This window comes from Moorella mulderi DSM 14980, assembly GCF_001594015.1.
GTDB classification, from domain to species: Bacteria; Bacillota; DSM-521; order Neomoorellales; family Neomoorellaceae; genus Neomoorella; species Neomoorella mulderi.
Window position 1 is genome coordinate 380,503 of record NZ_LTBC01000001.1, and the last position, 12,853, is coordinate 393,355.

The window sequence follows — 12,853 nt, forward strand, 5'->3', positions numbered from 1 at the left end:
CTATGCTCCTTGGCGTTTGCTGATAATCTCGCTGGCGATATTCTGGGGTACCTCTTCATAATGATCAAACTGCATGACGTAGGTACCCCGGCCCTGGGTCCGGGATCGCAGGTCGGTGGCATAACCGAACATCTCGGCCAGAGGGACAAGGGCGCGGATGACCTGGGCGCCAGACCGGGGCTCCATCCCTTCCACCCGGCCGCGGCGGGAGTTCAGGTCACCGATAACATCGCCCATATATTCTTCCGGTACCACAACTTCGACCTTCATGACCGGTTCCAGGAGAACCGGCTGGGCCTTTTTGGCGGCATCCTTGAAGGCCAGGGAACCGGCAATCTTAAAGGCCATTTCCGAAGAGTCGACCTCGTGGTAAGAACCGTCCACCAGGGATACCCGCACATCTACTACCGGGTAACCGGCCAGGACACCGTTGGCCATGGCTTCCTGGACGCCGGCGTCGACTGCCGGGACATACTCTTTGGGTACCACCCCGCCGACGATCTTATTAACAAACTCATAACCCTTCCCGGGCTCCTGGGGTTCTACTTCAATAATCACGTGGCCGTACTGGCCGCGGCCACCCGTCTGGCGGATAAACTTGCCTTCGGCCTTGACCGGCCGGCGAATGGTCTCTTTGTAGGCCACCTGGGGCCGGCCGACTTTGGCACCCACTTTAAACTCCCGCAGCAGGCGATCGACGATAATCTCCAGGTGCAGTTCGCCCATGCCGGAGATAATGGTTTGGCCGGTTTCGGGGTCGGTATGCATCTTAAAGGTCGGGTCTTCCTCGGCCAGTTTCTGGAGGGCCAGGCTCATCTTTTCCTGGTCGGCTTTAGTTTTGGGCTCAATGGCTACGGAAATAACCGGCTCGGGGAATTCCATGGCCTCCAGGACAATGGGATGCTGCTCGTCGCACAGGGTATCGCCGGTGGTCGTTTCCTTCAAGCCCACCGCTGCCGCTATATCACCGGCGTAGGCCTCTTCAACTTCCTCCCGGTGGTTAGCGTGCATGCGTAAGATACGGCCGATCCGCTCCCGGCGGCCCTTGGTGGAATTGTAAACATAAGAGCCAGATTTGATGGTCCCGGAATAGACCCGGAAAAAGGTTAACTTGCCTACGTAAGGATCGGCCATGATTTTAAAGGCCAGAGCGGCAAAGGGCTCGTTATCGCTGGAATGACGCTCATCCTCGGAGCCTGTTTCCGGGTCAATGCCCTGGATGGCCGGCACGTCAGTGGGCGCGGGTAAGAAATCCACCACCGCATCCAGCAGGGGCTGAACGCCTTTGTTTTTAAAAGAAGAACCGCAGAGAACCGGTACCATCTTGACGGCAATGGTTGCCTTGCGAATACCGGCCTTGATCTCCTCTTCGGTCAGCTCTTCCCCTTCCAGGTACTTGAGCATTAATTCTTCATCGCTTTCGGCCACCGCCTCCAGCAACTTCTCCCGGTATTCACGCACCAGGTCTTCCATGTCGGCTGGAACAGGCCCTTCCTCAATGGCGGTCCCTAAATCGTCAGTGTAGTAAATGGCCTTCAGCCGGATCAGATCTACCAGGCCGCGGAAATTATCTTCAGCGCCAATGGGTAACTGGATGGGCACCGGATTGGCTCCCAGGCGGTCGGCAATCATCCTGACGCCCCGGTAAAAATCAGCCCCGACCCGGTCCATTTTATTGATATAGGCAATCCTGGGTACGCCGTATTTATCCGCCTGGCGCCAGACGGTTTCCGACTGGGGCTCAACCCCGCCTACAGAACAGAAGACGGCTATGGCCCCATCCAGGACGCGCAAAGAGCGTTCTACCTCCACGGTAAAATCCACGTGGCCTGGCGTGTCGATAATGTTAATACGATGGTCCCGCCAGAAGCAGGTAGTAGCAGCCGAGGTAATGGTGATACCTCGTTCCTGTTCCTGGACCATCCAGTCCATAGTTGCATTGCCCTCATGCACTTCGCCCATACGGTGCACGCGGCCAGTATAGAAAAGTATCCTCTCGGTGGTAGTAGTCTTACCGGCATCAATATGGGCCATGATACCGATATTCCTCGTTTTTTCCAGTGGGTATTCTCTAGCCATAAAGTTTCATCCCTTCTTGTAATCAGGTTTCAGGTACCGGAGGTCGCTGTGAGGTGAGACCTCCAGTTCCTAGGCCCCTGACCCCCACACCTACCACCGGTAATGAGCAAAGGCTTTGTTGGCTTCCGCCATCTTATGTGTATCTTCGCGTTTCTTGACGGCACCGCCGGTATTATTGGCGGCATCCATCAACTCGGCAGCGAGTTTTTCGGCCATACTCTTGCCGCTACGCGTCCGGGCGTAGTTTACCAGCCAGCGGATGCCCAAAGTCTGCCGTCTTTCCGGCCGCACTTCCACCGGTACCTGGTAGTTGGCACCACCCACCCGGCGGGCCTTAACTTCCAGGAGCGGCATTACATTTTTGAGGGCCTGTTCAAAAACCTCCACCGGGTCCTTACCGGTTTTTTTCCTGATGGTGTCAAAGGCGTCATAACAAATCCGCTGGGCCAGTGATTTTTTACCATTGAGCATGACCTGGTTAATTAATTTGGTAACTTTGGTACTCCCATAAAGCGGGTCCGGTAAAACCTCCCGCCGGGGAACACTGCCTCGCCGTGGCAACCCTTATCCCCCCTTACCACTACTTTTTGGGCCGTTTGGCCCCGTACTTGGAACGGCCCTGGTTACGGTTCTGGACACCGGCAGAATCGAGGGTACCTCTGATAATATGGTACCTGACGCCCGGCAGGTCCTTCACCCTGCCCCCCCTTACCAGGACCACCGAGTGTTCCTGCAAATTATGACCAATACCGGGGATGTAGGCGGTTACCTCAATGCCATTGGTCAAGCGTACCCGGGCCACCTTGCGCAGGGCCGAATTGGGCTTTTTGGGTGTAGTTGTATAAACACGGGTGCAGACACCCCGCTTCTGGGGACATTCCTTTAAAGCAGGTGCCGTCGACTTTTTGACTACCTTTTCCCTTGCCTCTCGCACCAGCTGCTGGATTGTCGGCATTCCTTCCACCTCCTTCCCCGGCTATTCTTCCAGGATAACGGCTGAGGCTGAACCCACTTCGATGCCGCAGGCCCGCCCCAGCTCTTTCATTGAGTCTACCTCGACTATTTCTACACCCCGTTCGCGGCAAAGCTGAATTAACGGCCCGGTTACATGAGGTTCGGCATCCTTAGCTATATAGACCACCCGGGCTGTCCCCTTCATTACCGCTTTGGTGACCTGTTTGGTGCCTACCACTCGTTTTTTGGCCACCCGCAAACGCTCGTAGGACATAATTCAACCTCCCCTGGGCAGTCACACTTTCTTATACTATCATTTTCCGGTAGCCGTGTCAACAGATTCTGGCGTAGCCTCTCCTTCCCCTCCAGCTTCCGGGGTTATTACCCTTAGCTGCCGGTAGCGGCTCATGCCGGTACCGGCCGGGATCAGCTTGCCGATGATTACATTCTCTTTCAGGCCCAGGAGGGGATCTACCCGCCCTTTGATGGCTGCTTCCGTCAGCACCCGGGTCGTTTCCTGGAAGGAGGCTGCCGACAGGAAAGAATCCGTCGCCAGGGAGGCCTTGGTAATGCCCAGCAGCACCGGCCGGGCCGTGGCCGGTTTGCCGCCGCTGGCCTGGACCTTCAGGTTTACATCTTCAAATTCAAAGGCGTCCACCAGGGTGCCGGGCAGGAGATCGGTATCACCCTCATCTTCCACCTTCACTTTACGCAGCATCTGGCGGATCATCACTTCGATATGCTTGTCGTTGATGTCGACCCCTTGCAGGCGGTAAACCCGCTGCACTTCCCGCAGGAGATAAAGCTGGACGCCACGGACACCCTTTACCTTTAACAGGTCGTGGGGGTTAACGGAACCCTCCGTTAACTCATCACCGGCTTCCACGTGGTCGCCTTCGTTAACCTTCGGGCGGGAACCATAGGGAACATGGTAGGAGAACTTTTCACCATTGGCGTCGGTGATTACAATCTCCCTCTCCCGCCGGCCCCTGACCTCGTTGATGGCGGTGATGGTGCCGCTAACCTCGGCAATAATGGCCTGGCCTTTGGGTTTGCGGGCTTCAAAGAGTTCTTCTACCCGCGGCAGGCCCTGGGTGATGTCCTCACCAGCCACACCGCCGGTATGGAAGGTCCGCATGGTCAGCTGGGTACCGGGCTCGCCGATGGACTGGGCGGCAATAATCCCCACGGCTTCACCAATTTCTACATCCTTACCCGTGGCCAGGTCCTGGCCGTAGCACTTGCGGCAAACGCCGTAGCGCGTCCGGCAGGTGAGGACAGAACGGATCTTTACCTTTTTAATACCGGCAGCCACAATGGCCCGGGCCGCCTCATCACTAATCATGGTGCCGGCGGCTACCAGGAGTTCACCGGTTTCCGGGTGGTAGACATCCTCCAGGGCATAACGCCCGGTCAGGCGTTCTTCCATCTTTTCGATTACCTGGTTGCCCTCATGGATCTCCTCCACTTCAATACCGGCCGTGGTACCGCAGTCGTCTTCCCGGACAATGACATCCTGGGCCACGTCCACCAGGCGCCGGGTGAGGTAACCGGAGTCCGCCGTCCTTAAAGCCGTATCGGCCAGGCCTTTCCGGGCGCCGTGGGTGGAAATAAAGTACTCCAGCACCGTCAGGCCTTCGCGGAAATTGGCCTTGATGGGCAGGTCGATAATCCGGCCGGACGGGTCGGCCATGAGGCCCCGCATCCCGGCCAGCTGGCGAATCTGCTGGACATTACCCCGGGCACCGGAATTAGCCATCATAAAGACAGGGTTGAATTTATCCATACCCGCCATGAGCTGTTTGGTCAGGGTATCGGTGGCGTTATTCCAGAGGCTGATGACTCTCTGGTAACGCTCTTCCTCGCTGATTAAACCTTTACGGTATTGCTGGTCAATTTTCTCTACTGCCGCTTCCGTCTCGGCGATTATCTCCTTTTTCTCCTCCGGTACGACGATATCATTGATGCCAATGGTAAAGCCGGCCAGGGTGGAGTAATGGAAGCCTACTTTTTTGATACCGTCCAGCAAGGTAGCGGTGGCTTCCGTACCCAGGAGTTTATAGCAACGGGCGATGATCTCCGTCAGCTTCTTTTTGTCGACTTCGCAGTTGTAGTAACCCAACTCTTTGGGGATGGGGATCTCCTTGTTGAATATCAGGCGGCCGATGGTTGTCTCCAGGAGCTTGCCGTCTTCCATGCGCACTTTGATCAGGGCGTGGACGTCAATGTCCTTGTTGAGATAAGCCATATAGGCCTCTTCGTAGCTGCAAAATACTCGCCCTTCGCCCCTGGCCCCGTGGCTTACGGTAGTCAGGTAATAGGACCCCAGCACCATATCCTGGGTCGGCGAAACTACCGGTTTGCCGTCCTTGGGGTTCAGGATATGGTGGGCGGCCATCATTAAAAGGCGCGCCTCGGCTTGGGCCTCGGCCGAGAGGGGAACGTGGACGGCCATCTGGTCGCCGTCGAAGTCGGCGTTATAGGCCGTGCAAACCAGGGGGTGAATCTGGATGGCCCGGCCTTCCACCAGCACCGGCTCAAAGGCCTGGATACCTAAGCGGTGCAGGGTCGGCGCCCGGTTTAACAGGACCGGGTGCTCGGCGATAACCTCCTCCAGGACGTCCCAGACTTCATTCTTTACCCGTTCCACCATGCGCTTGGCACTTTTTATATTATGAGCCAGGCCTTTATCCACCAGCCGTTTCATAACAAAAGGCTTGAAGAGTTCCAGGGCCATTTCCTTGGGCAGGCCGCACTGGTGGATTTTTAGTTCCGGCCCGACAACTATTACCGACCGGCCCGAGTAGTCGACCCGCTTGCCTAAAAGGTTCTGGCGGAAGCGGCCCTGCTTGCCTTTGAGCATGTCGCTTAAGGACTTCAGGGGCCGGTTACCGGGTCCGGTCACCGGCCGGCCGCGGCGGCCGTTATCAATCAGGGCGTCCACGGCTTCCTGGAGCATACGTTTTTCATTACGGACAATGATGTCCGGCGCCCCCAGGTCCAGGAGCCTCTTCAAACGGTTGTTGCGGTTGATTACCCGGCGGTAGAGGTCGTTTAAGTCGGAAGTGGCAAAACGCCCGCCGTCCAGCTGGACCATAGGCCGCAGTTCCGGGGGTATCACCGGGATGACATCCAGGATCATCCACTCGGGACGGTTGCCGGAAGCCCGGAAGGCTTCTACCACTTCCAGGCGGCGGATGGCCCGGATCTTGCGCTGGCCGCTGCTGTCCTTTAGTTCCTGCCGCAATTCGGCGGCCAGCTGGTCGAGATCGATTTCCTGGAGGAGTTCCTTAATGGCCTCGGCCCCCATGGCGGCCCGGAACTGGTTGCCGTACTTATCCCGGTACTCCCTGTACTCAGCCTCGGTGAGCAACTGTTTCTTCAAGAGGGGGGTATCGCCAGGATCGATAACCACGTAGGAGACGAAGTAAAGGACCTTCTCCAGGGCACGGGGTGACATGTCGAGGATGAGGCCCATGCGGCTGGGGATGCCTTTAAAGTACCAGATGTGGGAGACAGGGGCTGCCAGTTCAATATGGCCCATCCGCTCCCGGCGCACCTTGGAACGGGTTACTTCCACCCCGCAGCGATCGCAGACAATGCCCTTGTAACGGACCCGCTTGTATTTACCGCAGTGACACTCCCAGTCTTTGGTGGGGCCAAAGATGCGTTCGCAGAAAAGGCCGTCGCGCTCCGGCTTCAGGGTGCGGTAATTGATGGTTTCCGGTTTCTTCACCTCGCCGCTGGACCAGGCCCGGATCTGTTCCGGTGAAGCCAGGCCGATACGCATGCGCTCAAAGTTGCTTACATCCAGCATTATTCCTGCCCCCCTTGAAGACCTTAAATTTCTTCTTCGTCATATTTGCCGCCCGGGACTACCCTTGCCCGTGGTTTTATAACTGTAAAATCACTGTCAAAATCCTCTCCTTCAACCTCCAGTTCCAGTTCGCCGGGATCAAGGTCGGCAGGATCAAAGTCCAGGTCTTCTTCTTCAGCTTCATCGGCAGCCTCTCCCGGCTCTGTTTCAGGCTGGCCCTGGATGTCCAGGCCCAGGTCCTGGGCTGCTTCGACACCATCATCGTCGTCTTCTTTAATTTCGATTTCTTCGTTTTCCTCCGAGAGGACTTTGACATCCAGACCCAGGCTCTGGAGTTCTTTAATTAATACCTTAAAGGATTCCGGCACCCCGGGTTCCGGGACATTTTCCCCTTTCACAATGGCCTCGTAGGTCTTGACCCGGCCGACGACGTCATCGGATTTTACCGTCAGGATCTCCTGGAGGGTATAGGCCGCACCGTAAGCTTCCAGGGCCCAGACCTCCATTTCCCCAAAACGCTGGCCGCCAAACTGGGCTTTACCGCCCAGGGGCTGCTGGGTAACCAGGGAATAGGGGCCGGTGGACCGGGCATGGATCTTGTCATCCACCAGGTGGGCCAGTTTTAGCATATACATATAGCCTACGGTAATGGGACGGTCAAAAGGCTCGCCGGTACGGCCGTCATAAAGGATGGTCTTGCCGTCTTCGGGCAGGCCGGCTTCCCTTAGTTTAGCCTTAATCTCCTCTTCCGAAGCTCCGTCAAAAACAGGCGTGGCTACATTAATCCCCAGGGCTTTAGCCGCCCAGCCCAGGTGTGTTTCCAAGATCTGGCCTAAATTCATCCGGGAGGGCACGCCCAGGGGATTTAACACAATCTCAATGGGCGTACCGTCGGGGAGGAAGGGCATATCCTCTTCCGGCATGATGCGGGAGATAACGCCCTTGTTCCCGTGGCGGCCGGCCATCTTGTCACCTACGGAAATCTTCCGTTTCTGGGCGACGTAAACCCGGACCAGCTCATTAACGCCAGGGGCCAGCTCGTCGCCATTTTCCCGGGAAAAGACCTTGACATCGACGACAATGCCGGATTCCCCGTGGGGCACCCTTAAGGAAGTATCCCTAACTTCCCGGGCCTTTTCGCCGAAAATGGCCCTGAGCAAACGCTCTTCGGCGGTCAGCTCCGTCTCGCCCTTGGGAGTAACTTTACCTACCAGGATGTCACCCGGGCGTACCTCGGCACCGATACGGATGATGCCCCGCTCGTCCAGGTCCTTTAAAACGTCTTCGCTGACGTTGGGAATATCGCGGGTGATCTCCTCCGGTCCCAGCTTGGTATCCCGGGCGTCACATTCATATTCTTCAATGTGAATAGAAGTAAAAATGTCTTCCTTAACCAGCTTCTCGCTAATAAGGATGGCGTCCTCATAGTTGTATCCTTCCCAGGTCATGAAGGCCACCAGGATATTGCGGCCCAGGGCCAGTTCGCCCTCACTTGTGGAAGGGCCGTCGGCGATGGGCTGCCCGGCCGTTACCCGCTCCCCTTTGCGGACAATAGGCTTCTGGTTAATGCAGGTTCCCTGGTTGGAACGGACGAACTTTTGCAAGCGGTAGGTATCCAGGGTTCCGGCATCGGTGCGGATGACAATCTCGCGGGCCGTAACCCTTTCCACAATGCCGCTGTTTCTCGCCAGGACGACCACCCCGGAATCATGGGCCGCCCGCCATTCCATACCAGTGCCTATTACGGGCGCTTCGGTCCTTAAGAGGGGTACGGCCTGGCGCTGCATGTTGGCTCCCATGAGGGCCCGGTTGGCGTCGTCATGCTCCAGGAAGGGGATAAGGGCCGTGGCCACACTGACCATCTGCTTGGGGGAGACGTCCATATAATCAACCCGGTCGGCCGGCACGACTACAATTTCCCCCGCATGACGGGCGTTAACCCGCTTCTCTAAGAAATGGCCTTCTTCATCCAGGGGAGCATTGGCCTGGGCAATGACGTACTTGTCCTCTTCATCGGCAGTCAGGTAATCAATTTCGTTGGTGACGACGCCCTTTTCTTTATCTACCCGCCGGTAGGGGGTTTCAATAAAACCAAACTCATTGATGCGGGCATAGGTACTTAAAGAACCAATCAGGCCAATGTTCGGGCCTTCAGGGGTCTCAATGGGACACATGCGGCCGTAGTGGGAAGTATGCACGTCCCGCACTTCAAAACCGGCCCGTTCCCGGGACAAGCCTCCGGGCCCCAGGGCCGAGAGGCGCCGTTTATGGGTTAACTCGGCCAGGGGGTTGGTCTGGTCCATAAACTGGGACAGCTGGCTGGAACCAAAGAATTCCTTGATGGCCGCCACTACCGGCCGGATATTAATCAGTACCTGGGGAGTAATGACATCCACATCCTGGATGGTCATGCGTTCCCGCACCACCCGCTCCATGCGGGCCAGGCCAATACGGAACTGGTTCTGGAGGAGTTCGCCGACGGAACGCAGGCGGCGGTTACCCAGGTGGTCGATATCATCGGGTTTAACCTCGCCATCCATAAGGCGCAAGAGGTATTTGATAGCGTAGATAATATCCTCTTTGGTAAGGCAGCGAATATACTCCTGCCGGCCGTTAACTTCCTGAGTCAAAACGCCATGACCCAGCTTTTTGTTCAGCTTGTAGCGACCGACGTTGCCCAGATCGTAGCGCTTGGGATCAAAGAAAAGGGATTCCAGCAGGTTCCTGGCGCTCTCGACAGTCGGGGGCTCACCTGGACGCAGGCGTTTATAGATCTCTACCAGGGCTTCCTCTTCCGAATCAGTGTTATCCTTTTCCAGGGTATTCTGGATACGCGGGTCAAAGTCAAAAAGTTCGAGGATACGGGCATTAGTCGTATAGCCCAGGGCGCGCAGGAGTACGGTGGCCGGGATCTTCCGCGTCCGGTCAATACGGACATAGATGCTTTCGGTATTGTCGGTTTCGAACTCCAGCCAGGCACCCCGGTTGGGAATAATGGTGGCGCCGTATACATTTGTCCCGCTAGCATCTTTACTTTCCGTATAATAGGCTCCCGGTGAACGGACCAGCTGGCTGACAATAACCCTTTCGGCACCGTTAATGATAAAGGTGCCCTTTTCCGTCATGAGGGGGAAATCCCCCATAAAGACTTCCTGCTCTTTAACTTCGCCGGTTTCTTTGTTAATAAGCCGAACCTTGACCCGCAGGGGGGCAGCATAGGTCATATCCCGCTCTTTGCATTCTTCCTGGGAATACTTGGGCTCGCCCAGGGAATAATCAACAAATTCCAGGACCAGGTTGCCGGTAAAATCCTGGATTGGCGAAATATCCCGCAAAATTTCCCGCAAACCTTCATCAATGAACCACTGGTAGGAGTTACGCTGAATTTCAATCAGGTTTGGTAACTCCAGGGTCTCCTTGATTTTAGCAAAGGTCCACCGTTCCCTGGTCCCAACCTTGACCGGATAAGCCAACTTGGGTCCCCCCCACAAGAAATTCAAAAGCAAGGTGTTGAAAACCTCGCTTTTGACCTCTAAAGTTCCTGCTACCTATTATTGCCGTCCCAGGAAACACTTAATCATGTGACGGCAAATTAATGGCATTTTGTTATGTTAGCATAAAGGGAGACTAATGTCAAGGACAAAAATTATAGCCGGGGAGCGTCGGTTCCCCGGCTTCTGGCAGCAGGCAACTATTTGATTTCCACAGTGGCGCCGGCCTCTTCCAGCTTGGCCTTGATGCTTTCGGCTTCTTCTTTGCTGACCTTTTCTTTAACCGGCTTGGGAGCGTTGTCTACCAGGTCTTTGGCTTCTTTGAGGCCCAGGGCGGTAATTTCGCGGACCACCTTGATGACGTTAATCTTCTTGTCACCGGCGGACTTCAGGATGACGTCAAATTCGGTCTGCTCTTCAGCCGGGGCTTCAGCCGGGGCTGCTGCTCCCGGGGCTACGGCCATGGCTACCGGCGCGGCAGCGCTGACGCCAAATTCTTCTTCCAGGGCCTTCACCAGTTCGGCGAGTTCCAGGACTGTCAAACCTTTGACGGCATCGATAATTTCTTGAACTTTGCTCATGATTGAGAGTCACTCCTTTGAAAATAATTCTTAGGCTGCTTCTTCTTTCTTTTTGCGGATGGCCTCCAGGACGTAGACCAAATTGCGGATATTGCCAGCCAGGACGTTAACCAGCCCGGCCAGGGGAGCCTGGAAGCCGCCCACCACTTTGGCCAGGAGCTGTTCGCGGGAGGGCAGGTCGGCCAGGGCCTTGATTTCATCCAAGCCAATAACCCTGCCCTGCAAAACGCCCGCTTTAATCTGGAAGGTCTTGCTGTTGCGCATTACTTCCGATAAGATTTTGGCCGGTGCCGCAGGGTCGTTTAAGCTAAAGGCCGCGGCAGTTGGCCCTTCCAGGAAAGGTTCAAGGGCATCCAGGCCCAATTCCTGGGCGGCCCTGCGCGTGAGGGTATTTTTCACTACTTTAAATTCCACTCCGGCTTCCCGTAACTGACGGCGCAGGCTGGTCATTTCAGCTACATTCATTCCCCGGTAGTCGGCCAGGATGGTTACAATGGAGTTACCCAGCTTTTCCTTTATTTCGGCCACTACCGCCGCCTTGGCTTCCCTCTGTTTGTTCATTTCCCCACCTCCGTTCTGCCAAAAATAAAAGCCCCCGCAGACAAACGAGGGCAAAAGATAATTATAATTAACCTTAACCTGGAAGGTTAATTTTTAACTACCTCGGCAGGATATTAAGCCTACCTGGCACCTGCTGTCTACGGTAAATACCGTATGAAGTTTTTAAACTGTATTAGCTATTTACCTTACGGCCCGCAGGGGGTTAACTTTGACCCCCGGCCCCATGGTCGAAGAAATACTTATGCTCTTTAAATACTGGCCTTTGGCCGCTGCCGGTTTGGCCCTTACCAGGGCTTCTATCAGGGCCTGGAAATTTTCTTTCAATTTATCTTCTGCAAAACTGGCTTTGCCGATAGGAGCATGGACAATGGCCGTCTTATCTACCCGGAATTCAATTTTACCGGCCTTGACTTCTTTAATGGCCCGGTCCAGGTCCATGGTTACCGTGCCTGCTTTGGGATTGGGCATAAGCCCCCTGGGACCTAAAATACGGCCCAGTTTACCGACCATACCCATCATATCAGGGGTAGCAATGGCCACATCAAAGTCGAGCCAGCCGCCCTGGATTTTTTCTACCAGGTCTTCGGCGCCCACAAAATCTGCCCCGGCTTCCTCAGCTTCCCTGGCCTTTTCTCCCTTGGCAAAGACCAGCACCCGCCGGGTTTTACCGGTACCGTTGGGCAGGACTACCGTTCCCCGGACCTGCTGGTCGGCATGACGGGGGTCGACACCAAGTTTTACCGCCACCTCAATGGTTTCATCAAATTTGGCGCTGGCCGTTTTCTTCGCCAGGGCTATAGCTTCGCCGGGTTCGTAAAGTTGCTGCCTGTCTACCAGTTTACTAACCTCGCGGTACCTTTTACCATGCTTGGGCATTTGGGCATTCCTCCTCGTGGTTCTAGCGGATTACTCCTCCCACCAGCCTCTATTTAAGTTAAGCCTCTACTTCCACACCCATGCTGCGGGCGGTACCCTCGATCATGCGCATGGCTGCTTCAATACTGGCGGCATTGAGATCCTTCATCTTGAGTTCGGCAATCTCCCGGATCTTTTCCCGGGAAACCTTGCCGACTTTCTTGCGGTTGGGCTCCCCGGAAGCCGTCTCAATACCCAGGGCTTTTTTCAGCAAAACGGCTGCCGGTGGCGTTTTGGTAATAAAAGTAAAGGAACGATCTTCGTAAACAGTTATCTCCACGGGGATAATCAGGCCAGCCTGGTTGGCTGTCCGGTCGTTAAACTCTTTGACAAAGGCCATAATGTTAACCCCGTGCTGGCCCAAGGCCGGACCTACCGGCGGCGCCGGCGTAGCCTTGCCTGCCGGTACCTGGAGTTTAACCACTGCCGTGACTTTCTTGGCTTTGGGTGGCATT

Annotated in this window: 10 protein-coding genes and 1 other annotated feature; all 10 genes read right to left on the reverse strand. The window is 55.7% G+C overall.

What is annotated here, in order from left to right:
- Nucleotides 1-2,079 (reverse strand): elongation factor G, encoded by a 2,079-nt coding sequence (fusA, locus tag MOMUL_RS01965; protein ID WP_062280831.1) that lies wholly within the window; start codon nucleotides 2,077-2,079, stop codon nucleotides 1-3.
- Nucleotides 2,080-2,169: 90 nt separating this feature from the next.
- Entirely contained in the window at nucleotides 2,170-2,640 is a 471-nt protein-coding gene (rpsG, locus tag MOMUL_RS01970; RefSeq protein WP_054938437.1) for a 30S ribosomal protein S7, read from the reverse strand.
- A gap of 19 nt (nucleotides 2,641-2,659) precedes the next feature.
- On the reverse strand, nucleotides 2,660-3,034 hold the full coding sequence (rpsL, locus tag MOMUL_RS01975; protein WP_054938436.1) for a 30S ribosomal protein S12: 375 nt from the start codon (nucleotides 3,032-3,034) through the stop codon (nucleotides 2,660-2,662).
- 21 nt (nucleotides 3,035-3,055) lie between these two features.
- Nucleotides 3,056-3,307: a ribosomal L7Ae/L30e/S12e/Gadd45 family protein gene (locus tag MOMUL_RS01980; RefSeq protein ID WP_062280834.1), complete on the reverse strand. Its 252-nt coding sequence runs from the start codon at nucleotides 3,305-3,307 to the stop codon at nucleotides 3,056-3,058.
- A 39-nt stretch (nucleotides 3,308-3,346) separates the two neighbouring features.
- Entirely contained in the window at nucleotides 3,347-6,850 is a 3,504-nt protein-coding gene (gene rpoC, locus MOMUL_RS01985) for a DNA-directed RNA polymerase subunit beta' (protein WP_062280836.1), read from the reverse strand.
- Nucleotides 6,851-6,873: 23 nt separating this feature from the next.
- A complete protein-coding gene (gene rpoB, locus MOMUL_RS01990) occupies nucleotides 6,874-10,323 on the reverse strand; it encodes a DNA-directed RNA polymerase subunit beta (protein WP_169802146.1) in 3,450 nt (1,149 codons plus the stop codon).
- A 218-nt stretch (nucleotides 10,324-10,541) separates the two neighbouring features.
- Nucleotides 10,542-10,922: a 50S ribosomal protein L7/L12 gene (gene rplL / locus MOMUL_RS01995; protein ID WP_054938433.1), complete on the reverse strand. Its 381-nt coding sequence runs from the start codon at nucleotides 10,920-10,922 to the stop codon at nucleotides 10,542-10,544.
- 30 nt (nucleotides 10,923-10,952) lie between these two features.
- Nucleotides 10,953-11,483, reverse strand: coding sequence for a 50S ribosomal protein L10 (gene rplJ, locus MOMUL_RS02000; RefSeq protein WP_062280839.1), 531 nt, complete (start codon nucleotides 11,481-11,483; stop codon nucleotides 10,953-10,955).
- A 14-nt stretch (nucleotides 11,484-11,497) separates the two neighbouring features.
- Nucleotides 11,498-11,644: a sequence feature (ribosomal protein L10 leader region), on the reverse strand.
- 19 nt (nucleotides 11,645-11,663) lie between these two features.
- The gene (gene rplA / locus MOMUL_RS02005; protein WP_062280841.1) at nucleotides 11,664-12,359 is read right to left on the reverse strand and encodes a 50S ribosomal protein L1; all 696 of its coding nucleotides are present in this window, start codon (nucleotides 12,357-12,359) and stop codon (nucleotides 11,664-11,666) included.
- A 58-nt stretch (nucleotides 12,360-12,417) separates the two neighbouring features.
- On the reverse strand, nucleotides 12,418-12,852 hold the full coding sequence (gene rplK, locus MOMUL_RS02010) for a 50S ribosomal protein L11 (RefSeq protein ID WP_054938430.1): 435 nt from the start codon (nucleotides 12,850-12,852) through the stop codon (nucleotides 12,418-12,420).
- Nucleotide 12,853: the final 1 nt, after the last annotated feature.